Origin of the sequence: Pandoraea pnomenusa, assembly GCF_040391475.1 — a bacterium.
Taxonomy (GTDB): domain Bacteria; phylum Pseudomonadota; class Gammaproteobacteria; order Burkholderiales; family Burkholderiaceae; genus Pandoraea; species Pandoraea pnomenusa_C.
Window position 1 is genome coordinate 128385 of record NZ_JBEBXS010000013.1, and the last position, 26856, is coordinate 155240.

Here is a 26856-nt window from a genome sequence, read left to right on the forward strand (position 1 = left end):
GGCGGTACGGTTTGTTGCGGGGCTTCTTGTGCCGGCTCATGCGGGCACCTCGTCGCGAATGTCATCGTGGACGGGCGTGCCGCCGATCGGGCGGAGGTGTTCGTCCGGCACAAATAAGTAATCGGCGCGAGTGTCTCGCTGTTCGTCGTCGTCCCATGCGTCAAAGGTGCCGTGGCCTTCAACTTCCCAATGAACCTGGCCGTACTGCACGCCGACGCACTCAATGACAGTGACGATCCGACCGATGTTCGACGGATAGTCGCTGTGCGTGATGTACGCCAGATCACCGGGTTTGCAGCGCAGTGCCATTTCAGCCCCCGATGCCCTTGCGGGCGAAGAAGCGCAGGGACTCATATTCCTCGCGCGAGATGGTCACGGTGCTGCTGTCGTCCGCCGCTACGGCCTCGATGCCAAGGACATCGAACAGCTCGCAAAACTTCGCGAACGGAAGACTGTGACCGTTGTTGTTCAGGAACCGCGAGAAGTTCGTTGGCTCGACGCCAATCAGCTCTGCGACCTTCTTCTGGGTCATGGGAGCAACGCGGTTCATCACGAGGCTTTCGAGGCTACGCATGCGCTGCTCCCAAGTGCTCGACGTGACTCATACGATGGAATCCAACGAAACGACGGAACGGCGCGCAATCGCCGCAGGGACATGAAAAGAACAACGAGATACGCGGCGACATCAGCAACGGCCTCGCGAATGGATTCGGTCAGCACGATGCAGCCGCCATGCACTGAAAAGCGCGGCGACGGTGTCGAGCAGGCGGGTGCGGCGGCGGATCGGGGTGACCTTCGTCATGCGGCGGTCATTTCGGGTACCGGATGGGTCCGGACGTATGCCCAGTCGACCCGGTCATTGAGATCCTCACAATGCACCGCCCCGCCGGCCAAGTCTTCGATCTTCGGGCAATGCTCAGCCGGGACGCGGCGCCCCTCTTGCTTCCACTGAAGGACCGCCGAACGAGTTACCCCGAGCGCGTCGGCCAAACCCTGTGCGCTCAGGTTCGCCGCCTTCAACGCTCGATCCAAAGGATGATCCATGTCGACACTCTGCGAAGTTGATATCAGACCGAATGATAGAAATTCTATACACAAAAAGCAAGAAAATATGGCGCAAGCTAGGTTAGATTTTCTTTACATTCGCGATATGGACATCGCGCAATGGATTCGGGCGAGCCGCGAGGCCGCCCAGTTGAAGCAGGACGAGCTCGCCGAGAAGCTTGGGAAGACGCGCGGCAATATTTCCGCGTGGGAAAACGGGCGGCATGAGCCGAGCTACAGTCAGATCCTCGAAATCGCTCGATTGACGAAGCACGCTGTGCCTATTCCAGGCATGGAGTCGGAGCCTCACAGAAATGTGAGTGCTGCCGAAATAGGCCAGCGCCGCATTCCGCTGATTAGTAGTGTCCAGGCAGGACTGATGAGCGAGGCACTTGAGCCATTCCCGGCGGGCGCGGCGTTCGAGTATCTGCTAACAGACTTGAAGTTGTCCGAGCACGCGTTTGCGCTGGCGATCGAGGGCCGTTCAATGGAGCCGGACTTCAACGAAGGTGATCGGATAATTGTGGACCCTGCCCTGCGGCCACAGCCCGGTGACTTCGTCGTCGCGAAGAATGGCCGCGAGGAAGCCACCTTCAAGAAATACAGGCCGCGTGGCGTGGGGGCCGACGGACGGGAAGTATTCGAGCTTGTTCCGTTGAACGACGACTACCCGACCATCAACAGCGAACACGAGCCGGCTCGGATTATCGGCGTGATGGTTGAGCACCGGCGATATCGCAGGCGATAGGTCAATCCAGAATGACATTTTTGTTGGACATTGCACGCTGAAGTCCACAGCCAGCGTTTTTTCACCAGTGAAAAGGATAAGACTTGATGACCAGATTTGGGGGCGTCTTGGCGCTTCTCGCGGCGACTGTTTCCGCGAGTGCATTGGCCGACAATGATCGTTCATGCTTGGTGAAGAAGTGCAGCGTGGGCGACAAAGTGGTGACAGTTGCGACAAAACAGGATCCCTTCTTCGCATGCCCGAACCGGGAGCTAGCGTCTTACACTAATACGGTCGTGGGTCTGATCCAAATGCAAGTGGCCCTGTCTGGTACGTTCCCGAACATCTCCGATAAGACGGGCGAGCCCGAATATCGAGATCAAGGCGGTCAACCAAACCGGACGCGCCTCATGCTTGACGGATTGAGAAGGGGCGCAGGTGTTTCAACATTCGATCAGGCAGTTGCCCGCTGCGCTTCTGGTCCCAACAGATCAACTGTCACCATATTGAACGTCGACACCGACAGCAACGTTGTTTGGGTCAACGACGAAAGAAAGAAAGTTTCGTTCTGGATGCCCATGGGGAACCTGGACAAGCGCTAGCCGTAGGCCGCCCCTCAACGGGGTGATGATCGAACACAGGCAATACCATCGCCGTTAGGATTTGACGTGCCCACGAACGCCGAGATCAGACACACCGCAACGCGGGCACGTGAGGGCGTTGCCCAGCGCATTGCGGCCCTTCTGAACGACGCCTCGATCACGCACGAAGCCCTCGAAGCAGCCGCAGGTGTGGCGCCGGGCATCGTGGCGAAATGGCTTTCCTGCGAACTGCTGGATATTGGCCACGACCAGGCCGCCCGAATTCAAGAAGCATACGGCTTTAACATGTTCTGGCTGATCACAGGACGAGGGAATCAGCGCATTCCTTCGCTCATCGGGCCGGGGCAGAAAGCTGCACCGAAATACCTCAATTCCTACCAGCCTGAGAGTTTCACCGCACGGCTGCATTACGCGATGGGGTTGCGCGGCGTCCGACAGAAATCGGATATTGCCGAAGCTGGCGGCATCAGTGCGGCCGCCGTCACGCTATGGTTTAGCGGCGCTGTCGACTCGGTCGAAGAAGAAAAGGTGGCCGCGCTGGCCAAGTTCCTGCGTGTCGAATCTGACTGGCTGCGGGACGGGACCGGTCCTATGGAAGGCGCGGCAAATGTGCGCCCAGCCGAAGTCGGAAAGCGGCGCGTGCCGTTGATCAGCAGCGTGCAGGCAGGTCTGATGCACGAGACCGTCACGCCCTTCCCCGCTGGCGGCGCGTTCGAATATCTGCTCACGGATCTCGACCTGTCGGACAGCGCTTTCGCGCTCGAGATCGAGGGACGTTCGATGGAACCGGATTTTCGAGAAGGTGACAGGATTCTAGTGGATCCGGCGGTCCGACCGATCGCCGGGGATTTCGTTGTGGCCACCAATGGACGCGACGAAGCAACGTTTAAGACGTATCGGCCTCGGGGCGCCAACGCAACTGGTACCGAGATTTTTGAACTGGTGCCGCTGAACCCCGACTACCCGACGATCAGCAATGAAAGCAACCCGATTCGCATAGTTGGGGTGATGGTCGAACACAGACGATACCGGCGACGGTAGTCACGCCTATATGCATGCGATGCGTACTAGACAGCAAAGATCTGCGTCGCCACGCGGCATCCCGAATGCGGCCGCCGCTTATTCGTCTACCTCGACTGACCGCAAAATAACCATCACAAATTTGTGCTAAAGTGAGATATAAGATACTCGCCTGGGTCAAGCAGGGCAACGAGACTTCGGAGTTCACGGAGCACTACGACCGCTTGGATGCGAAGGGCCAAGCCCGATGTGACGAGCGACTCCGCTATCTTCGCGATCAGCCTCCGCACATGTGGAAAGACCCACACGCGAAAAAATTGAGTTGGGAAAATGACAAACTTTGCCAAGGGATCTATGAAATCAGATTCGAGGCGGGACGCGTCCAGCAGCGGCCAATGGGATATTTTGGTCAGGGAAGCGACGAGTTCTCAATTATGGTCTGGGCGACTCATAAAGGATCTCAATACAAACCATCGAACTTCTGCGAACTTGCAAAGCGCAGATTCGAATGTGTCTGCGAAAACAAGTGCCGAACTGAAGAGATCGAGATCGACTAAGCCTAGCAAGCGTCTACAGAAGATGCGCAGCAAAGCGTATAGAGAAGCTATGGCGGAGGCGAATGTATCGAATCGACTTGCGATTCAAATTCGCTTGTTGCGTGAGAGTCACGGACTAAGTCAGTCAGAATTTGCCAAACGCATTGGGTCACGGCAGAGCGCTATCGCCCGGCTAGAAGATCCAGACTACGGGAAATATTCGTTCTCCGTTCTCCATCGAATCGCAAAATCTTTCGACGTAGCTTTTTGGGCCGAATTTGTCTCGTTCTCGTCCGTTTTGAAACGCACGGCCGACCTCTCACCACAAGCACTTACGCCGCTTTCGTACGAGAAGGAGTTTGATGAGTCCGGAGAGCCGACAACTGCCGTACAGCTCACGGTGGATGGCAGTTCGATTTGTAAGATGAATTACGTTACCCCCGTCGTTATCGGCGGAGGCACAGAGGAATTCTTCGTAAAAGTAGGCCCGACGAATTCCCCCCGAGTCGGTTCGTTTTTCATCGAAACCACTGAATCAATCTAAACTCACTATGAGCAAACGTATCACTCAAACCACCGCGTCAGGGACGCTAACGGCCAGCATCCTTCCAGACGGGATCGTCGATATCTACGCGGACGGCATTGGTCCCGCGATGATCGGCTATCCGATGACGAAACTTTGCCTTGTTCAGCAGCGAGTAGCGACTGACGGTGAGGCAGAAGGCGAGCGGGATATTGTTGCCGTCCTCAGCATTCCTACTCACGTTCTACTTGAGTTCAATAAAGTGCTCATTTCATCCCTAACCGCAAACAAAGAGGCAATGATGAACGCAATCGAACAACAGAAAGTGCAGTTTGACGCACTCTGAGTAACGTAAACGTTTTACGCGCCTAAGCATGAACACCCCGCTTCGGCGGGTTTTTTCTTGCCTGACGCTCCCGCAAGCCCGCCCCAAGCGGGCTTTTTTGCGTCCCCACGAGTTCCACTATCGAACATCGAATTCCAATAGATAGAATTTCTATCCCGCAATGCCAGTTTTTCTTGCCCGCAAAAGATAGATTATCTATCATTCATTCCAACGCAGCACACAACCCACCCCAATCCGCTGACTGACGAGTCATGACGCGGGGTCACCGGGCCGGGAACCGGTAGCTGCGCCAGCCGCGCGAAAGCGCATTCGGAAGTGAACGCACGAAGGGGCCAGCGCGATGAACGTCAGCTACGTCGAGAGCATCGAGGAACAGCGGTACCAGACCTCGCTCGACGTGGCCGACGATCTGGCTGCCTACGCGGAAGAGCACGGCCTGACGATCGAGGAAGCGCGCGACGAGCTGCGCGACCCCGATTCGATCAGCGGTGACCTGCGCCGCCTGCTCGTGCGCCGTGCTACGGGGGAATGAGATGGGCGAAATCGCCGAAATGATGCTCGACGGCACGCTCTGCGAAGGGTGTGGTGTTGCGCTGGATGGTGATGGCGACGGCTTCCCGCGCCGCTGCTGCGACTGCCAAGACGAGTCGACCTTCGACCAGCCGAACAAGGCATCGAAGTGCTACTGCCCTGACTGCGGGCGCCGCGTGAAAGCCGCCGGACTTGCAGACCACATGCGCGACGTGCACCGCGCCACGTATTTCAAGTTGGAAGTGCGCTACGCCCAAGACGGGGGTGCCGCATGATCCGGCTCGCCCTCGACTTCAGCCGATTCTGCGTGCGCATGCTCGCGGTTCTCGCCTTCCTGTTCCTGCTCGTCGGCGTCTTCAAATACGGCGCCGACTCGTATGCCGCCGACGTCCCGTCCTACGGGCGCACCGCGTAATGGCCACCGCCGTGCGACTCGCGCTCGCCCTCTCGCTGATTTGTTCCGCCCTCGCCTTCGTGGCGTGGCGCGAGGTCACGAGCTGGAACGCCTGCCGCGCGGCCCACGCAACGACGTACTGCCTGACCACCTGGGAGAACTGACGTGCATATCGAAATCACTTGGGCCGATTACGTGCGCCTGCAGCGCGCGGCCGGCTACCGCCTCACTGGCCGCTGGCTCGTCACCGGCCCCGAGTTTGTCCGCATCCACTGAGAGACCCACCATGATCGACAACCAAGCCCAGCACGCGAGCGTCGTGCAAATCGAGATGAAGGAAGTCCAGTCGTCGCAGATCCACAGCATCGGCCACGACGCAGCATCGAACACGTTGGCAGTTCGCTTCAAGACGAAGGATGGCGCCCCCTCCTCGCTCTATCACTACTCGCACGTGTCGGTCGCCGACTTCATCGCGTTCGACACCGCCGAGTCGATCGGCTCGCACTTCTACAAGGCCATCAAGCCTTTCGCCAAAAAGTATCCCTACGTGAAGATCGAGGCGGCGCCGGCCGCCCCGCAGGAGTGACCATGACCAATGCACTGACCACGCGCAACGAGTTCGGCGCGCAACATCAAACAATGGCCGTCGTCGAGACCGCATCGTCGGCAGTCGCCGCCCAGTCCAAAGCGATGGTTGAGGCTCGCTACATCATGGCGATGCAGCGGCCCCGTAATTGGGACCGGGTCCGCCAGGATCTTCTCAGCGAGTGCCGTCGGCCGTCATTCGCCCACAACAAGAGCGCGTTCTACCGCAAGCCCATCGGCAACGGTGTCGAAGGGCTTGGCATCCGCTTCGTCGAGGTGGCGCTGCGCTGCATGTCGAACGTCCTGGTCGAGACGACGATGATCTTCGAAGATGACGCCAAAGAAGTGCACCGCGTCAGCGTGACCGACCTTGAATCGAACATCACGTACCCGCTCGACGTTCGTGTTTCGAAGACGGTCGAGCGCTCGAAGCCGATGGACGACGGGTCGTACATCTCGGTGCGCACGAACAGCTACAAGAAGCTGGTCTACACCGTACCGGCAAACGATGACGATCTGCTCAATAAGCGGGCGGCATTGATTTCAAAGGCTATCCGGACGCTCGGCCTGCGCATTATCCCCGGCGACTTGCAGGACGAAGCCGAGGAGATCATCAAGGCTGTTCGCATGGACGAAGCTGCGCGCGATCCGGCGGCAGAGCGCAAGCGCATTGCGGACGCGTTCCACGAGATCGGCGTGAAGGCTGAGGAATTGACGAAGTACCTCGGCCACTCGCTTGACACCTGCTCGCCTACCGAGCTCGTCGATCTGCGTGGCATCTACGGTGCCATCAAGGACGGCGAAGCCACATGGAAGTCGGTGATGGAAAATCGCGCAGAGCAACAAGGCGGCGACGCAGCCGGCGCGGCGACACAGGGTGAAGGCAAGGCCATCCCCACCTGCACAGCCGAAGATTTCGCCAAAAAGAAGGATGGATGGCGGAAGCAAATCATCGAGAAGACCAAAACACCCGCCGACCTGATCGCGATGATTGAGACGCGGCTACGCCTCACCGAAGACCAGAAGCTGACGATCGACGCTTGGAGCCACGAAAATGACTGAACGCATCATTCACAACTTGGTTCAGGGATCCGACGAATGGGCGCAGTTCCGCCTGGAACACTTCGGCGCGAGCGAAGCTGCCGCAATGCTCGGCCTCTCGACGAAGACCAAGCGCAATGAGCTGCTGCAAATGAAGTACGTCGGCACGCCACGCGAGTTCTCGGACTGGGTCCAGAAGAACATTCTGGACTACGGCCACGAGGTCGAAGCGCTGGCGCGCCCGATCGTAGAGGGCCTCATCGGCGACGACCTGTATCCGGTTACCTGCTCGCTGGGGCGCCTTTCGGCGTCTTGCGATGGCCTGACGATGTCCGAAGACGTCGCGTTCGAACACAAGCAGTGGAACGCCGGACTGGCCAACGCTGTGCGCGCTGGCGAGTTGCCCGAAGAGTACTGGCCGCAATGCCAGCAGGTCATGCTCGTGACCGGTGCGAAGAAGGTGATTTTCGTTGTCTCGGACGGCACGCCCGACAACATGGAGCGCATCGAAATCGAACCGGATGCGGAATGGTTCGAGCGACTGCAGGCAGGATGGGAACAGTTCGCGAACGACCTCGCGAGCTACGCGCCCGTCGAAATTGTCGAGAAGCCACAGGCCGACGCGATCATGGCGTTGCCGGCGCTTGCCGTACAGATCCGCGGCGAGGTGCTCGCGAGCAACCTGCCGACGTTCCGCGCCGCGGCCGAGCGCTTCATCGAAGGCATCAAGACCGACCTGAAGAGCGACGAGGACTTCGCGAACGCCGAAGCGACGGTCAAGTTCTGCGAGACCGCCGAAAAGGAACTCGAGGTCGCAAAAAACGCGGCACTCGCGCAGACGTCTAGCATTGACGAGCTGATCCGCACAGTCGACTACATCAAGTCACAACTGCGCGAAAAGCGGCTGGGCCTCGACAAACTCGTCACGAAGCGCAAGGAAGAGATCAAGGGAGAGATCATCGTCGGCGGGCGTAAGGCTTACGCGGATCACTTGGCTGCGCTGAACGCCGAGCTGAAGTCTGTCCAGATCGTGATTCCCGCACCGGACTTCGTTGCGGCGGCAAAGAACAAGCGCACGCTTGCGAGCCTTCACGACGCCATCAATACGGCGGTCGCCGCCGGCAAGATCGCCGCCGACGCAGCCGCGCGGGACTTGCGCGAGAAACTGGCCTGGTTTGCCCAGCACGAAGCCCACGCCTTCCTGTTCCGGGATCTTCAGACGCTTATTCAGAAGCCAGCCGAAGACTTCGAGCTGGCCGTGACGACGCGAATCGAGCAGCACAAGCAAGCTGAAGCCCAGAAGGCCGACGCGACGCCCGCCGCGCCAGCAACCGTATCCGTGGCCGTCAGCCAGGCAGCACCGCCGCAGCCCAAGACTGACACGTCACCGCCGTGGGACATGGTGCCGCGCGCGACCCCGACCGGTGCGCCAACGCTTCGCCTCGGCCAGATCAACGAGCGTCTGGCCCCGATCAGCCTGACTGCCGACGGGCTGGCCAGCCTCGGCATCACGCACGCGGCGACCGACAAGGCCGCGAAGCTGTATCACGAGAGCGATTTCGAGTTGATTTGCGCGGCGCTGGTGCGCCATGTCGAATCGGCCCTCCAGAAGGAAGCGGCATGACCTACATGGACCCACGCCCCGAAGGGCTGAATACCGAGCCTGCGCCGCCTTCGGTGGTGGAGACGCTCACGTTTGTGCCGAAGAAGTTCCACATGTGCCTAGACGTTCGCGGCGCACTTACGAACTGGAAGGACCGGGACTTCAAAGGCATGTTCAAGCACGACGACGGACGCCTAATGACGGCCCCCGAAGCGAAAGCCGAGCTGCTCGAAGAACTGTCGAAGGGCCACAACTTCATCCCGTTCGGCAAGTGCGACAACTTCGACCACAAAGAGCATGGCTGCATGGGCCATCCCGTCACGCCCGACAAGGAGATCCGAAATGTCTGACCTCAAGACCGTGGCGTTCGATGCGAGCCAGTGGCAACTGGTGCCGAAGGCGCCGACCGATGAAATGGCAGCCGCTGGACGCTGGAAGTCTCACGTCGAAGAAATCTACACCGCCATGCTCGCCGCCGCCCCCACGGCAGCCGCACAGAGCGCAGGGCAAGAGGCGGTGGCGTTGCAGCATGTCGCCGTTTCCGAAGGCGGCAAGCTTCGGTGGATGACGGGTAGAAAACCTCGAGATTGCGAACTGTACGCAATGCCCGATGGAGGCCGCGCGCCTAAGCTCTACGCCGCGCCCGTGAATGGCGGCGAGCGCGGCCATCACCCGATGGCTGGTAATGAGGCGTCGCATTGCCCGCGCTGTAAAGGGTCGTCGGTGACCATCTGCAACGAAAACGGCTGTGGGTACTGGGAAGCTGGTGAAGATGGCGAGCGCGCCGCAGATGCGCCGCAGGTGGACAACGCGCCGAACATGCGCAGCGCTCTACAGCAGGCCCTCATGGCCCTGACCGGCTACCTGCCGGGGCATCGCAATGCTGTGACTGACGCGGCGATTGCTTCAGCCCAAGCCGCCCTCTCGTCTCCCGCGAAGGTGGGCGGGGATGAGAGGGAGGCGTTTGAGCGCGAGGAGCGTTACATCGTCATCAAACGTAAAAACCTGTCCAGCACGAAAGAACAAATCCTGCGCGACGTTTTGCACGACAACGCCATATCTACCGTGGCGTGCGTTGTTGTCGAAAGCGACTGGCCCGAGTACGAACCGACGTGGGCAGCCATCGAGGCACGCGTGACCGGCCGCACCGCGCTGTCGGCGGATGGCGGGTTGGGCCGCACGATCATCGACGCCTATGCATTGCCGGGCGGTAATCCAGACATCCCCGTCAAGATTCAGCGCGCACGGCAGGTCACCGGCCCCGATCTCTGGAAGGTCACGCGTGGAAGCGAATGCCTGAATCGCGACGGCCATTGGGAATACGAGCCGCTGCCCTCCGCCCGTGATGAAAACTTTATCGACCGCTGCCGATGGGCCAATGCCGAGGCAGCCATCGACGCCGCCATTGCCGCCAAGGCGAAGGGGGATGCATCGTGAGCGACTTCTGGCGAGATCCAATGCCCGAGGACATGGCACGCCGCGTACTCGGTGATGACCACTTCGACTGGATCATTGCGCAGGGGGCACACCTATGCGCCACGAAGGCAATGGACTGCTGGTATGGAAATCAGCAGGAAGGCTACGGCGCATACCGCACAGCAGAGCGCATTGCAAAATCCAAGAGTGAGGTGACAGCATGAGCACGCGAACGCTAGAGCGAGCGCAGGCATTCATCAACAAGATGAAAGAACTGAACACGATCGGTGATGCATTCGACGCCGCATGTGCCGAAGAAGTCGCCGCCAGCAAGCGCCGCAATGACGCCAGATCGCGCTACGCCAAATGTTTCGCGGAGATCGAAGCAGAATTTCCCGAGGAGCGCCTTCCTTATTGGGTCGAATCGGTATTTGGGCCGAAGCCAGTGATCGCCTCGCAGGCAGCGGAGGAGCGGAAATCGTGAGCGCCATCATCAGCCAGTGCGGCCAGTACCGCTACACCCTGACCCGCGAGCCGCACGACGCGTACACCACGCGAGGCACCGCCCTCTTCATCATGCTCAACCCGAGCACGGCCGATGCCAGCCTCGACGATCCGACCGTCCGCCGCTGCCGCGGCTTCGCACGCACTTGGGACTGCAACGGGATCGTCGTGGCGAATCTCTATGCACTTCGCGCGACTGATCCGGCTGAGCTATGGAAACACGGCGATCCGGTCGGGCCGCTCAACGATCTATATCTGCGAGAACTCGCGGCGAAGCATGAAACGGTCATTTGCGCATGGGGCACCAACGCTCGCCCGGACCGCGTGCAAGCGGTGCGCGAGATTTTCGGCGGTCGCATGCACCGGCTGATGTGTCTGGGCGTGACGAAAGACGGTTCGCCGCGCCACCCGCTTTATGTGCGTGGCGATCAACAGCTCATTGAATGGCCAGCGCGCGTCGACGGCGCTAAGGCGGGGTGATGCTATGTGTCCAATCTGTCGGCGTGCCGGATTGCGGCGGCCTCTCCTTCGCCCAAGACGGCATGCTCTGCTTTCAGCGGCCGATCCGGCATTTCCGTGTAGTGGATGCCGTCGATTGTGTACGACCAACTCCAATAACCTTTCCGGTCTTGGTCAGCAGAAACTTCGATGTTATGGCCATTGTGTTCGAAAGACTTCACCGGCATAGCGACCTCCTTTCGTTTCGAGGAATCCTAGCATGAGACAGAACGAGATCATTCTGGGCGACTGCCGGCAGGGCGCGCAAGGCCAACTTTTCCTTGTTCAGCGGGTCGAGCTTTTGGAAGTCGAACGTTTCGAGGCTTGGCCGTTCCCCGGCTTGACCGCTGCGGAGACGGCCCAAAGCACGCTCGCTAGAAGCCCGGAGTTCACAGCAGTTATCGCGGCCACCATTCTGTCGCTCGATCACACGGCCCCGGCAGAGAGTCAAGTGATTGCCGCACTGCCGGACGAATGGAAAGCCGCCCTCCGCGACTGGGTACACGGCCGACTGACCGACTACGAAGCGAAGCCATACGGCATACAGGTCACGTTTGTCGCCCACGAGGGCGCAGGCGGCTTCCACTTCACATATCGGAAGAATTGAGACACCGAAACATGACCACCCACCCGGCCCTAACGAAAAAGGCCCATCGAGGGGATGGGCCAAGAATCCGCTGCGCCGGGGGGCAATTCGGCACGTCGCGGTCAGATCAGTTTATTCCGCCCAGTTGGTGCAGAAATTATGGAAATCCCGGATCAACCAAACGACCGTTTCAAATTGGCGCATGGACGCGCGCGCGTGCCGCCAATAGGCATTTCAACAACCCACGAGCCGACGATCAATTGCCAACTGAATCTCGTTCACCAGTTCGTTTTGAATGGCATCGAGTTCCTCGGTCTTCGGCAGCTTGAGTTTGCGGGCACCGAATGGCTCGAAAAGCTCCACCCCATCGAAAGGCGTGACCTCGATGGTGATGTCCCACAGGGTTGCACGCTCGCCGATCTCGATGTCGACGGTGCAACCGCGATACACAAAGTTGAGGAAAGGCATGGTGGGCGCGGCGCCCGAGAGTGGCCGAGCAACCATGATAGTACGAACGAAATTCTGCGGGTCACCGCGAGAGATTGGAGAATCGCAACATGAGCGCGCATACGTCCCCGAAGCTCTACCGAGTGAAAGCGGCAATGCAACAGTTGGGGGTCTCGAAGGCGACGATCTACCGCCTGGTCGCCGACGGCAGGCTAACGTTGGTGAAGATCGGAAAGCACGCGAGCGGCATTACGGCCGAGAGTATCGAACAACTGGTTCGACAATCGCGGCCCACCGGATAGTCGCCTACAATGCTGGGGCCAAAGTGTTTCGTCACATCCATCTACCACCCAATACATGGGTAGCTAGATGGGTAGCTAGATGGGTAGCTAGAAAAAATATGTTTAGCGAAACACCCATGAAACCCGCATAAAATAAAGAGATACGATTTTTCATGCAACTTGCCACCTGGAACGTCAACTCGCTCAAGGTTCGACTCGGTCACGTACAAGACTGGCTGCGCAGCAACCCGGTCGACGTCCTGTGCCTGCAGGAGCTGAAGCTCACCGACGAGAACTTCCCGATCACCGAAATCGCAGCACTCGGCTATACCTCGCACTTCACCGGTCAGAAGACGTATAACGGGGTCGCATTGCTCGTCAATCACGCGAAAGTCGGCGAAGCCACGGATCTCGTGAAGAACCTGCCGAACTTCGCCGATGAACAGCAACGCCTCATCACCGCAACCATCGGCGGGGTTCGCGTCGTCTGCGGTTACTTCCCCAACGGGCAGGCCGTCGGCTCCGACAAGTTCGCCTACAAGCTGAACTGGCTCGACGCCCTCACCCACTGGCTCTCCGACGAAATGGAGCGGCATCCGCAACTCGCGCTGCTTGGCGACTACAACATCGCGCCGGAAGACCGCGACGTGCACGACCCCGCGAAGTGGGTCGGCGAAAACCTCGTATCGCCCCAGGAACGTCAGGCATTCGCGCGTTTGCAAGGCCTTGGGCTGCGCGACACGTTCCGCATGTTCGATCAGCCGGAAAAGACGTTCAGCTGGTGGGACTACCGCATGGGCGCATTCCGACGCAACGCCGGGCTGCGCATCGATCACATCCTCGTGACGTCGGCGCTCGCCGAGCGTTGCACGGGTTGCGAGATCGATCGCGTGCCGCGCACGTGGGAACAGCCGTCGGACCACGCACCGGTTGTCGCCACGTTCAAGGACTGACAGCCCGCGCTTGTTCGGCTATTCGGTCCTTGTTCCGCACTGAACCGGCGGCAATAAAAAACGGCACCTGAATCAGGTGCCGTTTTTGTATTCCCCACTTCATCACGTCGATACACGAGCGATCATTGTCCGGCGCGTGGATCCGACAGCCGGGATTCGTAGACGTAGCAGCGAATGGCGGCCTTGTTGCGCATGTCCATCTGCATGAACTCCAGCCCATACGCCCAGGTACCGTCCGCACGCGGTCCTTCGACACCCCGCACGGCCGCCATGCCGAGGATGGGGACAACGTCGGCGCCGATCGGCACCCGGAACTGCAGCGCCACGTGCTGGCAGTTGTCGGGCAACGGCGCTTTCGCGACGATCCCTGCCCCATCGGCGCTAATGTCCCGCACCAGTACGAGCCATTCGGGCGTGTCCTGCGGATCGGCCAGCATGCGGGTGAACGACGCGCGAGTCGATTCGTCGAGCGGCGAGAGGCGCGCCACCAGACGCGTGTCGACACGCGGCGTACGACGCACCGGCGTCTCGCGCACCTGCGACGGTCGCGACAACACCAGGTAGTCGAACGGACCATGATGCACGCTATGGACTTCGCAGGTGAACTCGTACAGGTTGTCACCCGGGAACGTCCATAACGCCAGTTTGTCCCCCGTCTGGACAGGCAACCGCGTCTCCCCCGACGATGGCGGGGTAATAATCAGCATGCCGTTCGGTGCCCGGCCGATGAGCCGCGCACGCACACGAACCGTCTCGGCCTCTGGCGAGACGCGCACCTGCAGCCACGCACCAATCAGCAGCGGCACCGGTAACCCGTGCAAATACACGGTCGATGCGCCGCCCAGCGGTGACGCCGAGTTCGCAGCCTCGGTGCGGCCCGCCGCTTCGCCCGTCGTCGCGCCTTCGGGAAGCGGCCGATGCGGCGCGAACATGGTGAAGAGCCAGTCGAGATCGGCCTCGGACGGCAGACGTTCGCCCGCCGCGAGCAACGGCGTACCGTCGGCGTCGAACAGTGGCCAGGAGAGTGGAACATGTGCGTCAAGCTCGCGACGATTGACCGCCACGAACCCCGAATAGCCTGACGCTATACAAGTCGAATGCATGATGCCTGAGAGGGCGCGAAGCCCTTGAAAGCCCGGGAACGAGGTCTTGGCCTTCCCCGCATTCCCGGGCGCGGGATCGCGTCTTGGGCGACCCTCTTCGCGCGGGCATCCGTGGCCAGAACCCCACCAATGTCGGCAAATTCCAGAAAAACCACGCGTCCGGCCGGCCGGATACGCGCCCCCAGTGGGCAACGTATTGCGTGTTCGTATTTTTACCACGAAAGCGGCTGGTTTCTGAGGGCGAAATATGGGGCAAAAACGGCGTCAATTACCCTCAAATCGGGCCACGGCCCCGTCGGACGGCTCGGATCGGCTCACTGCGTGAGAAAGGGTAGAAAGGGTATCGGGCCGAAGCGGCAGGCGGATCGCCCAGAACCAGGGGAGTGTCTGTGCGCACGCCTGCGCCAGCCCCGGCAGATCGCAGATGTCGTGACACGTCAGCCAATCGGCCAGCACGTGCGCCAGACGCGGTGCCGGGCAATCGGCATCCGCCAGACAGACGCGCAATGCCAGCGCTTCCGGCAACGGCTGACGTGTGACATCACCGCTCATCGTTTCATTGAGCGCGGCTACCGCATAGGCTCGCAAGTACCCTCTGCCGTCCCGCCCTTCGCTTTCGTGCGTTTCGGCGGACACCATGCCTGACGGGACGTCCCGGCCAAGGCGTCCCGCACGGCACCATTCCGGCTGCGTTGCCAGCCAAGTCAACCCTGCAACGACCGAAACCCAACGAACCCGCCGTGCCTGCGGCACACCGCCGTCACTGTCGGGCAGGTGCAGAGGCATATCGCGAAAGATTTCATCGATATCGTGGTGCGCGGCGCGCCGAAGCCTGGAAGACTCCGGCGCACCACCCACGCGCACCAGGGCCTCGTGTCGGTCGACCGTGCGCAATGGGGTCCGGGCGATCTCTGTCACCCCCGACACATTCGATGCAAGTGGCGCCGTCGAAGCGATCTGCTGGATCCGCTCGATCGGCACGGTGGACGCCCGGGCGACCCCGACGCCGCCGGCAGCTCCCGGAGGCACCGGGGTCATCTGACACGTCGCGCGGGCACGACTAGCACCGTCGGCCCCCAACCATCGCCCGAGCAGGCGGTGGAATGCCTCGAGTCGATGTTGCACCGGCCAGATGGCCGAAAGGAAACCGAACTCGCGCAACAGCCCGTGAAGTTGCGCCATGGTGGCCGGCACGTAATCGTGTGATCGGCCGTCGCGAGCCACCCCCCGGGTGCCGCGCCATTGCCACCCGGGCAGCGCAACGTGTCCGCGCAGCGCGTCGCCCGCGTTCCCCGATGGAACGTCGAGCGCGCCGAGCACGCCTCGCAACACTGCGGTAGGCAGCCGCATGGCGAGCTCCCCGTCTTCACGAATCAGCACCGCATGGTCGGCGCTGAAAGCATCGACGCCATCGTCCGACAACGCCACATGGACCTGCGGCGGCAACGCATCAAACCATGCGCATCGCAACGCCTGCGAATATGTCGCGTCGACGCCACCCGCGCCTTCGCCCGCCCAGTAGAGCGTCTGACACATGGCCCCCGCGACAGACCACGCAATCGTGGGCTGGCCACTGCCGCACTGCCGATGCAACGCTGCGCCCAGCGCCGCCATCCCCCAACTCGCTTGCGTTGGCGACTGACAGACGTGAGCGAGATCGCGTAGTCGCTGCGTCAGCCACTGGTGGCGCAATCCGGCGAATTGCGTCTGCTCACCGACGCCGCCCTCCTCTGCGGGCGCGACCATCAGGGCGGCAAGCCACTCACTCTTCCTCACATGGTCGGACAACCGGTGCAGCGATGGCACCTTCGGCGTATCCAGTGCCGGCGTGACCGGTCGTCGCGCGAGGGCACCCAGCAATTGGACGAACACGTCCGCACGTTCTGCGGGTTGATCGGAGGGGAACGTCATCCACGACCGTGCGACCTGATCGAGTTCCGGAGGGGGCAGTTGGCGTAGCCATACGTCGTCCAGACGAACCCGGGCGTCATGCCATTGCGAGCCGTCGAGACGACACCCCGGTCCGATTCGCACGCGCTTCAGACTCGCGCCAGCGAATCGGGCACCGCGCAGATCGCAGGCATCGAACGACACATCGTTGAGTTTGGCGCCGCGCGCGTCGAGTCCCGGCAGTTCGCACCGATGAAATACCGCCCCCTGCAAATCTGCCCCACAGGCGCGCGCGTTGTGCATCAGCACGGATGTCCATCGCGACCGCTTTGCGTCCGCCCCCACCATGCCGACGCCATGGGCACTGCCCTCGACGAACGACGCCATGCGCATTGCCGCACGTTGAAACGACGCCCCATCCAGACAGGTTTTGGTGAACGTGAGTCCGCGGCAACGGGCTTCGCCAAAGTCGGTGCCGCGCGCCACGGTATGCACGAATTCGGCGCAGCGCAGGTCCGCCTTGACGAGCCTGGCCCCACTCAGATCCGCCGCGCGAAAGCGCACCTCTCGCAAGTCGGCCCGCTCGAAATCGGCCAGCAATTGATTCGTGAAAGCGAATCCCGCGCGGCGCAACGAAGCGCCACCCCACCACGTCCCGTTGAAATGCCCGTTGCAGAACTCCGCTCCCGGCGCCACCAATCCACGTAGATCAGCGTTCGGCAGCCGTAAATCCGGGAGCAAGGCATCGCGCAAATCGGAAAGCGTCAGCGCGACGTTCAGCCAGTTCGCGGGCCACTCGCGCATTGGCCGCGAGGAACATGCCACCAGCTCCTCCAGCGCCCCCTCTCCCGCTGGCAGCCAGTGCCAAAGCGACGCGTTCGCGTCCGCACGCTGCGCACGGCACCACTGCAACAGATCGCGCACGACCGTCTCCGCCTGACTATTGCCGAACAGATGCGAGAAGCGCATGCGCCACGCGCGCTTTACCGCCTGCTTGTCAAACGTCAGGTCGCTACGCCGGGCGTCCGCGTGCGCGTCCCTGACCGACGCACCGCCGAAGCGAGCCGGCGCCTGCCCATCGCGCGCAAACACGTGAACCAGCCAGGCTACCTGCTGGGAAATGATGTGCCGTTCGTCGGCATTGGCATGGAGACATGCATAACGCAGCGCCTCCGGAGGCGCATCACTTCGGGCACGCAGATCCGCAGATGCCATGGCACCGCCATCGAAGTGGCTGCTGATGGCGAACGCGTGGGCCTGGTGGGCGACGGTGTGCTGAAACGGCATGGTGCATCGCTCCTTGGCGCGCGCTCGTTGGCGTGCGCAAAAAGCCACCATGTTGCCGAAGGAATGCGGTGCTGCGCGCTAAGGGATTTCCGAAATCGCGCAGCACCTGCAGGGAGCGTCGTCGCCTCAGGCGAGACAGAGTGCGAGGGCGTCTCGCCAGTCGGGCGCCCGCACGCCGAACGTGCGTGACAGCTTGTCGTTGTCGAGAACGGAGTATGCGGGTCGCTTGGCAGGCAGCGGGTACGCAGAAGTCGGAATTGGCACAACATTCGGGCGCTTCTCCGCGCCACTCAGATCGAGGATCGCCTCGGTGAAGCCGTGCCACGTGGTCTGCCCGGCCGCCGTCAGGTGGTAAAGGCCACCGTGCTCGCGCCAGAAATCGGCATCGATCGACGGTTCGCTCAGTCCTTGCACCAGCACTTGCGACGTCAGTTCCGCGATGGTCCGGCACCATGTCGGCGCGCCGTGCTGATCGGAAACGATGCGCAATTCGTCACGCTCGCGCGCCAGGCGCTGCGCCGTCAGCAAGAAGTTGGCGCCGCGCGCGCCGTAGACCCAGCTGGTGCGAAACACCAGGTGGTTGGCGCCACTCGCCGCGATGGCCGCTTCGCCGGCCAGCTTGGTGCGCCCATACGCATTCTGAGGATTAGTGGGCTCGTCTTCGCGATACGGCGTCGTGGACGCGCCGTCGAAAACATAGTCGGTGGAGTAATGCACGACCAGCGCGCCGCTGCGCCTGGCTTCTTCGGCCATGATGCCCGGCACGACGGCGTTCACCTGATAGGCCGCCGCTTCATCGGTCTCCGCACGATCGACCGCGGTGTAAGCCGCCGGATTGACGATCACGTCGGGCGCAAAGTCGCGCAGCGTGCGTACAACGCTATCCGTGTCGAGCAAATCCATCTCGTTACGCCCGGGCGCGTGCACGTCGCCCATGCCTTGCAGGCTGCGTGCCAGTTCCCAGCCCACCTGCCCGGTAGCGCCTGTCAACAGGATGCGTCTTGCCATGATCCGGCTCCCTCGTTGCTCACTAGTCAAACGAGAGAGCCTACCCCGATTGGCTTCAGGTTTCCAGACCAAGCTCCTGGATTTTGCGCGTGATGGTGTTTCGGCCAATGCCGAGACGGCTCGCCGCCTCGACTTTGCGTCCTCGGGTAAAGTCCAGCGCTTCGTTGATCAGCGCCGTCTCGAAGCGGCGCGTCAACTGGTCCATGACGTCAGGCGACGCCGAACGCAACAGCCGCGCAACCTCACGGCGCAGGATCGCTTCCCAGCCCTCGACCCCCGCCATCTCGCCGGCGACACCCGATACACCCGATACACCCGATATACCGCCCGCGCCCACCATCGCCGGAACGCCATTCGCCGCCGCAGCACCGAGACCGCCGCCGTAAGCCGGCGCGGCCCCGCCCGTCGCGATGGATCCGGCGTTCGCCGGGAGCGACGCCCCCGGATAAGCCGGCGCCATGGCATTCCCCGTCGCCGCGACCGGCGCAAGTGTCTGGAACTCCGGCGGCAGGTCCTTGATTTCCACCGTCTGCGCCGGCGCCATGACAGTCAGCCAGTTGCTCAGATTCTCCAACTGTCGCACGTTGCCCGGAAACGGGAAGCGCGTCAGATGCGAGAGCGCTGCTTCGCTGATGCGTTTCGTCTCGACACCCAGCTCGCGAGCACTCTTCTGGAGGAAGTGACGCACAAGCAGCGGAATGTCCTCGCTGCGCTCGCGCAACGATGGCAACCGAAGGCGAATCACGTTCAAACGATGGTACAAGTCCTCGCGAAACAGCCCCTGGCGCACGCGATCTTCGAGATTCTGGTGTGTTGCCGCGATCACGCGAACGTTCGCCTTGATGGGGCTGTGCCCCCCCACCCGGTAGTAGTTGCCATCGGACAGCACGCGCAGCAAACGCGTTTGCAGGTCCAGCGGCATATCGCCGATTTCGTCGAGAAACAGCGTGCCGCTCTCGGCTTGCTCGAAGCGCCCGCGTCGCGTCGCCTGTGCACCGGTAAACGCGCCACGCTCGTGACCGAACAGCTCCGATTCCAGCAGATCTTTCGGAATCGCTGCGGTGTTGAGCGCGATGAACGGCCCCGATGCGCGCGGCGAATGACGATGCAGCGCCCGTGCGACCAGTTCCTTGCCCGACCCCGACTCCCCGGTGATCAACACCGTGGCGCTCGAATGAGACAGGCGACCAATCGCGCGGAACACATCCTGCATCGCGCTCGCCTGGCCGAGAATCTCGGGCTCTTCGGTAATGCGCTCGTCGTCCGTGGCCTCGCGCAGGCTCTCTTCGACAGCCCGCAAGATCAACTCGACGGCGCGATCCACGTCGAAAGGTTTGGCGAGATATTCGAATGCACCGCCCTGAAATGCGGCGACCGCGCTGTCGAGGTCCGAGAATGCCGTCATGATGATGACAGGCAATCCGGGATGCCGTTGCTTGACCGTCTGCAACAGCTCGAGCCCGGAGCCGCCCGCCATGCGGATGTCCGAGACCAGCACTTGCGGTGAGTCGTGTTCGAGTGCCGCACTCGCTTCGCGCGGCCCCGTAAAACTGCGCACCGGCAGATTGGCGCGGGTGAGTGCTTTTTCCAGCACCCATCGAATCGATTGGTCGTCGTCTACTATCCAGATCGGCTTCATTGTTCACCGTGTAACGTCTATGCCCGGCCGCAGGTGTTACGGCCGACGGCGTGAGGGCCGCATCAGCCCAGGGGCAGCAGGATTCGGAAATCCGTCCGTCCGGGCCGGCTTTCGCATTCGATCAGACCGTCGTGACGCTGAATGAACGACTGCGCCAGTGTGAGTCCCAGACCGCTTCCACCATCGCGCCCGGAAACGAGCGGATAGAAGATGCGATCGCGAATGTCGGCGGGAATGCCAGGCCCGTTATCGATTACATGCAATTCCAATGCCAGCTTGTGCAGCCGCTTGGCAATCGTGATCTTTCGCGCCACGCGGGTGCGCAGTACGATGCGTGCGTCGCCCCTCGCGATCTGCTCGCGCAGCGCTTCCGCGCCGTTGCGCACAATGTTGAGCAGCGCCTGAATGAGCTGCTCCTTGTCGCCCCGAAAATCCGGCAGGCTGACGTCGTAGTCCCGCTCGATCGACAGCCCTTGCGGAAACTCCGCAAGCACCACCGAACGCACCCGCTCACAGACTTCGTGAATGTTCACATCGGTCGCGATGTAGGGGTGACGATGCGGTTCGAGCAGGCGATCGACCAGCGTTTGCAACCGGTCGGACTCCTTGATGATGACCTGCGTGTACTCGCGCAACTCACGCTGATCGAGTTCGAACTCCAGCAATTGCGCCGCGCCGCGAATGCCGCCCAGCGGGTTCTTGATCTCGTGCGCCAGATTGCGGATAAGCTGCTTGTTCATCAACGCCTGGTCGATGATGCGCTCTTCGCGTTCGTTCTTGAGCTTCTGCTCGTTCTCGATCAGTTCGACGATGACGAAATCGGGTGCCGCCTCGGGGGCCGCCACGATCGCATGCGTGTGCAACGGCTCCTGAGCGGTGCGTTCGAGCACCAGATCGAGTCGCGTCGTCTGGAACTGGTTGGCGATGAGGTCGGCCATCGTCGACGCCAGAACCTCGCCGTTGGTGAACACGTCGTTCCATGTCATCTGCGAGAGCGAACGGCGCGAGAGTGCGAGCAAGGCCTCGGCGGCCGGGTTCGCGAACACCACGCGCAGCGAATGCTTCTCGAGGACCAGCAAGACGGTGGGCAGCGCTTCGAGACCGGCAAGCATGCCCGTGGCCGCGAGCTTCGCCTCCCAGGGGTCGGCACTCATCGGCAACGCCACGGCGTGGCCCTCTGCTTCCGGCGTACCCGTGGTGTCCGGCGTCTCGCCGACAGAGGTGTCGGCGCCCGCCGCATCCGAAGCATGTCGGCTTTGCCCTTTCACACCGGTGCGAACACTTTTCATCAGGGATCGAGGCGATAGGTCCATGGCCAGCCACGTAAGGAATTTGCGCTGCGGACAAGCCGCGGATAAAAAAGGGGGACGGCCGCGGCCATCCCCCTTGCTCGTCGAGCATGACGGTCGGCCGCTGGCGTTCCGTCATGCCGGCGCATTCCCTGCGCAGCGATTCGATTACAGCGAGTAGTACATTTCGAACTCGAGCGGGTGCGTGGTCATGGCCACACGGCGCGCTTCGTCCGTCTTCAGTGCGATGTACGAATCGAGCATGCCGTCGGTGAACACACCGCCACGGGTCAGGAACTCGCGGTCTTCGTTCAGGTACTCCAACGCCTGTTCGAGGCTCGAGCACACCGTCGGGATCTTTGCATCTTCTTCCGGCGGCAGGTCGTACAGGTTCTTGTCGGCAGCTTCGCCCGGGTGGATCTTGTTCTGCACGCCGTCGAGACCGGCCATGAGCATGGCGGCGAACGACAGGTACGGGTTGGCCATCGGATCCGGGAAGCGCGCTTCGATGCGGCGGCCCTTCGGGTTGGCAACGTACGGGATACGGATCGAGGCCGAGCGGTTACGGGCCGAGTAGGCCAGCTTCACCGGGGCTTCGAAGTGCGGCACCAGACGCTTGTACGAGTTGGTCGACGGGTTCGTGATCGCGTTCAGGGCACGGGCGTGCTTGATGATGCCGCCGATGTAGTACAGCGCGAACTCCGACAGGCCGCCGTAGCCGTTGCCGGCGAACAGGTTCTGACCGTCCTTCCAGACCGACTGGTGGATGTGCATGCCCGAACCGTTGTCGCCAACGATCGGCTTCGGCATGAACGTGGCCGTCTTGCCGTAGCTGTGGGCCACGTTGTGGACCACGTACTTCAGGATCTGCGTCCAGTCGGCGCGCTCGACCAGCGTCGAGAACTTCGTGCCGATTTCGTTCTGGCCCTGGCCCGCCACTTCGTGGTGGTGCACTTCGACCGGCACGCCGAGTTGCTCGAGCAACAGGCACATTTCCGAGCGCATGTCCTGGAACGTGTCGACCGGTGCGACCGGGAAGTAACCGCCCTTCGTACCCGGACGGTGACCCGTGTTGCCGCCGTCGAAGTCGGACGACGACGACCACGGCGCTTCTTCCGAGTTGATCTTCACGAACGTGCCCGACATGTCCGTCTTCCACTGGACCGAGTCGAAAATGAAGAATTCCGGCTCCGGACCGAAGAAGGCGGTGTCGCCCAGGCCCGTGCTCTTCAGGTAGGCTTCGGCGCGCTTGGCGATGGAACGCGGATCACGGTCATAGCCCTTGCCGTCGGCCGGCTCGATCACGTCGCAGGTCAGCACCAGCGTGCTTTCTTCGTAGAACGGATCGATGTAGGCGGTGTTGGCGTCCGGCACCAGCAGCATGTCCGAGGCTTCGATGCCCTTCCAGCCGGCGATCGACGAGCCGTCGAAAGCGTGGCCGCTCTCGAACTTGTCGGCGTCGAAGTGCGACACCGGCACCGAGACGTGTTGTTCCTTACCGCGCGTGTCGGTAAAGCGGAAGTCGACGAACTTGACGTCTTCTTCCTTAACCAGATTCATCACATCTGCCACTGATTTGCTCATGCTATCTCCCGAAAGATTCAATCTGGCGCTGCCGGCGCTCATCGCCTGCGTCGCCGCACCCTCTTAACGAACTCCGTGTTCGGATTCGCCATTGATAAGCAGGAAGCGTGCCAGCCCTGCGTCGACCCGCTTCACTTCAACGTCACCCACTGATTTCTAAGGAAATTATCGATTCTGGTGCGCCCAGCGCCGAATTCCCGCTCGTGGGCCTCAATTCGCCATTTCGGTGCACCTCGCATCGAAATGTCACCGAATTGGTGCATTTGTCGATTATGCACCTTTTTAGTGCCCTCAACGGTCATGCGCGACCGGAAGTTGTGCATCGGCATGCACCGCCGACATGCACACGTCTCGCGATGCTCGGTCACGCCGGACTCAGGGATGTTACCTAAAGCGCATCTTTGCGCGAACGGCACGCTAGAATGAAGGACAACCTTCGACCAACGAGATCACAGCAATATGACAAGCGCCAAAGCCATTCTCGAGCAAGCCACGCAACGTCGCGCCAGCGGCCAACTCGCCTATGCGGGTGCCGTCACGCCGGAAGAAGCGCTCGCGCTGCTCAACGCCGACGCCAACGTGCGCCTGATCGACGTACGCACGCGCGCAGAGCTAGACTGGGTCGGCCGCCCACAAGTGCCGGATGGCCAGTACGCCAACGTCGAATGGGTTCGCTATCCGGGCGGCGTGCCCAACGAGCACTTCCTCGAACAACTGACGTCGCAGGCGGCCGACAAGAACGCCCCGCTGCTGTTCCTGTGCCGCAGTGCCGCGCGCTCCAAGGCGGCCGCCAAGGTCGCTTATGAAGCCGGCTTCACGCAATCGTTCGACATTCTCGAAGGCTTCGAAGGCGACAAGGACAGCGCCGGCCATCGCAAGCATGTCAGCGGCTGGTGTTTCCGCAATTTGCCCTGGGTCGGCGCCTGACCTGTAAAGTCGCGGCGGCGGACACCGCCGCCCGCGAGGATCGCCCCACCGTGTCGTGCCACAGCTTTATCAGACAATCCTGAATCGTCATCAACGCGAGGAGACGCCGCGATGGACTGGACACACCTGCTGACTTTCGCCCTTGCCCTGTTCGTCGGGGCAGGTACGCCCGGGCCGGGCATTGCCGCCATCGTGGCGCGCGTTCTCGGACGCGGCACGCAAGGCGCCATTGCCTTCACCGCAGGCTTGGCGGTCGGCGACATCGTTTGGCTCACGCTCGCCGTGCTCGGCGTCGCCGCGCTTGCGCATACATTCTCGGGGGTTTTCCTCGCGATCAAATACGCCGGCGCCGCTTACCTGCTCTATCTCGCGTGGAAGATGTGGCATGCGCCGGCCATTCCCCCGGCCGAACCGATGGCGGCCGCGCCGCGTGAGCGGTCGTGGCGTCCGTTCGTCGGCGGCCTGTCGATCACGTTGGGCAACCCGAAGGTCGTGGTGTTCTATTTCGCACTGCTGCCCAACCTGCTCGACCTGGAACGGGTGACACCGCTGGGCTACATCGAAGTCGTCGGCGTGACAATGATGGTCCTGGCCATCGTCTTCGGTACCTATATCGCGCTCGCCGCGCGCGCTCGTCGATTGCTGAGCTCCGCACGCGCCGTGCGTCGCCTGAATCGCGCCACAGGCACGGTCATGGCGGGGGCTGCCGTCGCGATCGCCACGCGGTAGTCTTCGAGGGTCGATGTAAGGCTCAGCAGCGCATCTGCATGACGCAACGGACCCACCGCCCAAGGGCCACAAAAACGCCACCGACTTCGGTGGCGTTTTTCTTTGGCCATCGAGACGGGCGCGACGCATTGTTTCGATTGCGTTAAGTATTTATTCTCTCAATTGCTATTTTTCCGCAATAGCCAAAGCCCTATTCTGTTCTCAACGGTCGCGCACAACGCATACCGCGTCAAAACCCAATGACCACCGGTACCGATGCCTTGCCCGCCCCCGCAGTCCGGAAGAACAGGAGTTTCACCATGAATCGCAAGTTGATCGCCTCGGCCGCGCTGTCCGCCGCCCTCGTTGCCGCCGCAGGATCGGTTTTCGCTCAGGCCGGCCGCACCAGCGACGCGTACCCCGAAGGATCGCAATTCGGTTGGGTGCCGCAGACGTCGCATGTCACGCGCGAACAGGTGCGCCAGGAACTGGCCGACGCCCGCGCCCAAGGCCTCATCCCCCAGAACGATTACGACTACCCGGTGCTCACCGCGCAGAACAGCGCCGCCGCCAAGACGCGCGCTCAAGTGTACGAAGAACTCGTGCGCGCTCGCCAGAACGGCGAGATGAAGCACTCGAATCCCTGAGTCGGCCCCGCGGCCCTGCGGCCCCATAGGTCGCCGTAGCATTTCGCACCGCCCCTCGTCGTGTTGCCGTACCCCGGCAGCGCGACGTGACGCACACAGGCAGGACGGCATCGCCAGCCTGTGTTGCGTCACCTCCATCCCTGCGCCCCGCCGCTTGCCTCTCGTGCATTTCTCGTGACCTGCGCACGCTGCGTGCTACCATGCAGCCGTTTCAATTTGCATAGACAGGATCATCCGGTGAGTCAGATCGAATTCGATATCGAGTGGACCGAGCGCGCAGCGAAGAAGGCCGAACGTCTCGTTCCCAAGGGCACCCCGCTTGCGTTGCCGCCGATCGAATGCATGCCGGCCGAAGGCGACGTGCTGTTCCTCGGCCAGGGCGACAAGAAGCAACCGTTCATCGTGGTGGAGCGTCAGTACCATCACGAGGGCGAAGACGCATGGACGATCATCCTGATTCTCGATCTGCCCGAATAACATCGATACGCATGCGCGGCGTCCGTTGGCAGCACTGAAATCGGACGAAGCGCAGCGTGACGAGTCAAAGTGCGCGCGGCGCGGTCACTGGGGAAATCCCGGTTGCCGCGCCGCTTTGCTTGGCGGGTGCCGTTTTCTATACTCGAAGTGCATCCCCACACATTGCGTGCTAACGGCAGGGAGAGCGACCATGATCGTGCCCAACCTTTCCAACGCCCAACTCGTGACCATGTTTGCCATCGCGGTTTTCGGTGCGATCGTGGTCGGTGCCATGCCGTGCAAGGGCGCCATTCGAATGTGCTGGCGTTCGCTGCTCGTGGTCGTTGGTGCCGTGCTTGCCGTGCTCGCGTTCGAGCTCGTCCCCTTGCTCGCCTGAGACCTTTTTGCGGATTTTCACCTTTAAGGGTTGACCCCATAACGAAGAGCCGATATTATCTCGGTCTCGTTGGGGCGTTAGCTCAGTTGGTAGAGCAGCGGACTCTTAATCCGTAGGTCGAGTGTTCGAGTCACTCACGCCCCACCAAGTCACACCAAAAATGGCTGCACCGCTTGCAGCCTTTTTTGTTCCCGGTAGCACCGGGGCGTTAGCTCAGTTGGTAGAGCAGCGGACTCTTAATCCGTAGGTCGAGTGTTCGAGTCACTCACGCCCCACCAAGTCAC

General features: G+C 61.6%; 35 protein-coding genes and 2 tRNA genes. 27 read left to right on the plus strand and 10 right to left on the minus strand.

Features of this window, described 5'->3' with window-relative positions; genetic code table 11:
* Positions 1-36: 36 nt before the first annotated feature.
* From ABWO90_RS15580 to ABWO90_RS15590, 3 genes are all read right to left on the minus strand, one after another.
* Positions 37-309: a hypothetical protein gene (locus ABWO90_RS15580; protein WP_353192132.1), complete on the minus strand. Its 273-nt coding sequence runs from the start codon at positions 307-309 to the stop codon at positions 37-39.
* 1 nt (position 310) lies between these two features.
* Positions 311-574, minus strand: coding sequence for a hypothetical protein (locus ABWO90_RS15585; protein WP_144347356.1), 264 nt, complete (start codon positions 572-574; stop codon positions 311-313).
* A 224-nt stretch (positions 575-798) separates the two neighbouring features.
* Positions 799-1044, minus strand: a complete 246-nt coding sequence (locus ABWO90_RS15590) for a transcriptional regulator (RefSeq protein ID WP_353192133.1) — start codon at positions 1042-1044, stop codon at positions 799-801.
* Here ABWO90_RS15590 and ABWO90_RS15595 point away from each other — a divergent pair.
* The 18 genes from ABWO90_RS15595 to ABWO90_RS15685 all read left to right on the plus strand — a co-directional run bounded on the left by ABWO90_RS15595 (position 1043) and on the right by ABWO90_RS15685 (position 11977).
* The gene (locus tag ABWO90_RS15595; RefSeq protein WP_235210124.1) at positions 1043-1792 is read left to right on the plus strand and encodes a LexA family protein; all 750 of its coding nucleotides are present in this window, start codon (positions 1043-1045) and stop codon (positions 1790-1792) included. The genes ABWO90_RS15590 and ABWO90_RS15595 overlap by 2 nt on opposite strands.
* Before the next feature lie 86 nt (positions 1793-1878).
* Positions 1879-2373, plus strand: coding sequence for a hypothetical protein (locus tag ABWO90_RS15600; protein WP_353192134.1), 495 nt, complete (start codon positions 1879-1881; stop codon positions 2371-2373).
* 66 nt (positions 2374-2439) lie between these two features.
* Positions 2440-3414 (plus strand): LexA family protein, encoded by a 975-nt coding sequence (locus tag ABWO90_RS15605; RefSeq protein ID WP_353192135.1) that lies wholly within the window; start codon positions 2440-2442, stop codon positions 3412-3414.
* Positions 3415-3972: 558 nt separating this feature from the next.
* A complete protein-coding gene (locus ABWO90_RS15615) occupies positions 3973-4473 on the plus strand; it encodes a helix-turn-helix transcriptional regulator (protein ID WP_353192137.1) in 501 nt (166 codons plus the stop codon).
* Positions 4474-4480: 7 nt separating this feature from the next.
* On the plus strand, positions 4481-4798 hold the full coding sequence (locus tag ABWO90_RS15620) for a hypothetical protein (RefSeq protein ID WP_353192138.1): 318 nt from the start codon (positions 4481-4483) through the stop codon (positions 4796-4798).
* 340 nt (positions 4799-5138) lie between these two features.
* Entirely contained in the window at positions 5139-5330 is a 192-nt protein-coding gene (locus ABWO90_RS15625) for a hypothetical protein (RefSeq protein WP_353192139.1), read from the plus strand.
* 1 nt (position 5331) lies between these two features.
* Positions 5332-5604, plus strand: a complete 273-nt coding sequence (locus tag ABWO90_RS15630) for a hypothetical protein (protein WP_353192140.1) — start codon at positions 5332-5334, stop codon at positions 5602-5604.
* Positions 5601-5744, plus strand: coding sequence for a hypothetical protein (locus ABWO90_RS15635; protein ID WP_353192141.1), 144 nt, complete (start codon positions 5601-5603; stop codon positions 5742-5744). Before ABWO90_RS15630 ends, ABWO90_RS15635 begins: the two co-directional genes overlap by 4 nt.
* Positions 5744-5887, plus strand: coding sequence for a hypothetical protein (locus ABWO90_RS15640; RefSeq protein WP_353192142.1), 144 nt, complete (start codon positions 5744-5746; stop codon positions 5885-5887). The genes ABWO90_RS15635 and ABWO90_RS15640 overlap by 1 nt, the downstream gene beginning before the upstream one ends.
* Positions 5888-6009: 122 nt before the next feature.
* Positions 6010-6309, plus strand: a complete 300-nt coding sequence (locus tag ABWO90_RS15645; RefSeq protein ID WP_353192143.1) for a KTSC domain-containing protein — start codon at positions 6010-6012, stop codon at positions 6307-6309.
* A gap of 2 nt (positions 6310-6311) precedes the next feature.
* Positions 6312-7370, plus strand: coding sequence for a hypothetical protein (locus tag ABWO90_RS15650; protein WP_353192144.1), 1059 nt, complete (start codon positions 6312-6314; stop codon positions 7368-7370).
* Positions 7363-8973: a YqaJ viral recombinase family protein gene (locus ABWO90_RS15655; RefSeq protein ID WP_353192145.1), complete on the plus strand. Its 1611-nt coding sequence runs from the start codon at positions 7363-7365 to the stop codon at positions 8971-8973. The genes ABWO90_RS15650 and ABWO90_RS15655 overlap by 8 nt, the downstream gene beginning before the upstream one ends.
* Positions 8970-9302, plus strand: a complete 333-nt coding sequence (locus ABWO90_RS15660; protein WP_353192146.1) for a hypothetical protein — start codon at positions 8970-8972, stop codon at positions 9300-9302. Before ABWO90_RS15655 ends, ABWO90_RS15660 begins: the two co-directional genes overlap by 4 nt.
* Complete coding sequence (locus tag ABWO90_RS15665; protein ID WP_353192147.1) at positions 9295-10389, plus strand: hypothetical protein; 1095 nt, start codon at positions 9295-9297, stop codon at positions 10387-10389. Before ABWO90_RS15660 ends, ABWO90_RS15665 begins: the two co-directional genes overlap by 8 nt.
* Positions 10386-10592 (plus strand): hypothetical protein, encoded by a 207-nt coding sequence (locus tag ABWO90_RS15670; RefSeq protein WP_353192148.1) that lies wholly within the window; start codon positions 10386-10388, stop codon positions 10590-10592. Before ABWO90_RS15665 ends, ABWO90_RS15670 begins: the two co-directional genes overlap by 4 nt.
* The gene (locus ABWO90_RS15675; RefSeq protein ID WP_353192149.1) at positions 10589-10852 is read left to right on the plus strand and encodes a hypothetical protein; all 264 of its coding nucleotides are present in this window, start codon (positions 10589-10591) and stop codon (positions 10850-10852) included. Before ABWO90_RS15670 ends, ABWO90_RS15675 begins: the two co-directional genes overlap by 4 nt.
* Complete coding sequence (locus ABWO90_RS15680; RefSeq protein ID WP_353192150.1) at positions 10849-11352, plus strand: DUF1643 domain-containing protein; 504 nt, start codon at positions 10849-10851, stop codon at positions 11350-11352. The genes ABWO90_RS15675 and ABWO90_RS15680 overlap by 4 nt, the downstream gene beginning before the upstream one ends.
* A gap of 238 nt (positions 11353-11590) precedes the next feature.
* Complete coding sequence (locus tag ABWO90_RS15685; RefSeq protein WP_353192151.1) at positions 11591-11977, plus strand: hypothetical protein; 387 nt, start codon at positions 11591-11593, stop codon at positions 11975-11977.
* A gap of 213 nt (positions 11978-12190) precedes the next feature.
* Here ABWO90_RS15685 and ABWO90_RS15690 read toward each other — a convergent pair whose 3' ends face one another.
* On the minus strand, positions 12191-12424 hold the full coding sequence (locus ABWO90_RS15690) for a hypothetical protein (protein ID WP_353192152.1): 234 nt from the start codon (positions 12422-12424) through the stop codon (positions 12191-12193).
* Positions 12425-12513: 89 nt separating this feature from the next.
* On the opposite strand from ABWO90_RS15690, the gene ABWO90_RS15695 reads away from it, so the two are divergent.
* Complete coding sequence (locus ABWO90_RS15695) at positions 12514-12705, plus strand: helix-turn-helix transcriptional regulator (RefSeq protein ID WP_353192153.1); 192 nt, start codon at positions 12514-12516, stop codon at positions 12703-12705.
* A gap of 152 nt (positions 12706-12857) precedes the next feature.
* The gene (xth, locus tag ABWO90_RS15700) at positions 12858-13637 is read left to right on the plus strand and encodes an exodeoxyribonuclease III (protein ID WP_353192154.1); all 780 of its coding nucleotides are present in this window, start codon (positions 12858-12860) and stop codon (positions 13635-13637) included.
* 122 nt (positions 13638-13759) lie between these two features.
* Here xth and ABWO90_RS15705 read toward each other — a convergent pair whose 3' ends face one another.
* The 6 genes from ABWO90_RS15705 to glnA form a co-directional block, all read right to left on the minus strand.
* Positions 13760-14701, minus strand: coding sequence for a flagellar brake protein (locus ABWO90_RS15705; RefSeq protein WP_353192155.1), 942 nt, complete (start codon positions 14699-14701; stop codon positions 13760-13762).
* Between the two features lie 303 nt (positions 14702-15004).
* Positions 15005-17917: a pentapeptide repeat-containing protein gene (locus ABWO90_RS15710; RefSeq protein WP_353192156.1), complete on the minus strand. Its 2913-nt coding sequence runs from the start codon at positions 17915-17917 to the stop codon at positions 15005-15007.
* 126 nt (positions 17918-18043) lie between these two features.
* Positions 18044-18925: a dTDP-4-dehydrorhamnose reductase gene (rfbD, locus tag ABWO90_RS15715; RefSeq protein ID WP_353192157.1), complete on the minus strand. Its 882-nt coding sequence runs from the start codon at positions 18923-18925 to the stop codon at positions 18044-18046.
* Positions 18926-18980: 55 nt separating this feature from the next.
* Complete coding sequence (gene ntrC, locus ABWO90_RS15720; RefSeq protein ID WP_353192158.1) at positions 18981-20564, minus strand: nitrogen regulation protein NR(I); 1584 nt, start codon at positions 20562-20564, stop codon at positions 18981-18983.
* A gap of 62 nt (positions 20565-20626) precedes the next feature.
* Entirely contained in the window at positions 20627-21718 is a 1092-nt protein-coding gene (gene glnL / locus ABWO90_RS15725; RefSeq protein ID WP_353192170.1) for a nitrogen regulation protein NR(II), read from the minus strand.
* A 303-nt stretch (positions 21719-22021) separates the two neighbouring features.
* Entirely contained in the window at positions 22022-23437 is a 1416-nt protein-coding gene (glnA, locus tag ABWO90_RS15730; protein WP_353192159.1) for a type I glutamate--ammonia ligase, read from the minus strand.
* 459 nt (positions 23438-23896) lie between these two features.
* Between glnA and ABWO90_RS15735 the strand changes: the two genes are divergently transcribed.
* From ABWO90_RS15735 to ABWO90_RS15765, 7 genes are all read left to right on the plus strand, one after another.
* Positions 23897-24364, plus strand: coding sequence for a rhodanese-like domain-containing protein (locus ABWO90_RS15735; protein WP_353192160.1), 468 nt, complete (start codon positions 23897-23899; stop codon positions 24362-24364).
* Positions 24365-24475: 111 nt separating this feature from the next.
* Positions 24476-25093 carry a LysE family translocator gene (locus ABWO90_RS15740; protein ID WP_353192161.1) on the plus strand — a complete coding sequence of 206 codons (618 nt, stop codon included), beginning with the start codon at positions 24476-24478 and terminating at the stop codon, positions 25091-25093.
* A 299-nt stretch (positions 25094-25392) separates the two neighbouring features.
* Positions 25393-25719 carry a DUF4148 domain-containing protein gene (locus ABWO90_RS15745; protein WP_353192162.1) on the plus strand — a complete coding sequence of 109 codons (327 nt, stop codon included), beginning with the start codon at positions 25393-25395 and terminating at the stop codon, positions 25717-25719.
* Between the two features lie 237 nt (positions 25720-25956).
* Entirely contained in the window at positions 25957-26196 is a 240-nt protein-coding gene (locus ABWO90_RS15750) for a hypothetical protein (RefSeq protein ID WP_039410578.1), read from the plus strand.
* A gap of 190 nt (positions 26197-26386) precedes the next feature.
* Complete coding sequence (locus tag ABWO90_RS15755; RefSeq protein ID WP_353192163.1) at positions 26387-26572, plus strand: hypothetical protein; 186 nt, start codon at positions 26387-26389, stop codon at positions 26570-26572.
* Between the two features lie 71 nt (positions 26573-26643).
* Positions 26644-26719: transfer RNA gene (locus ABWO90_RS15760), tRNA-Lys, on the plus strand.
* Positions 26720-26774: 55 nt separating this feature from the next.
* Positions 26775-26850, plus strand: a tRNA-Lys gene (locus ABWO90_RS15765).
* Positions 26851-26856 lie beyond the last annotated feature (6 nt).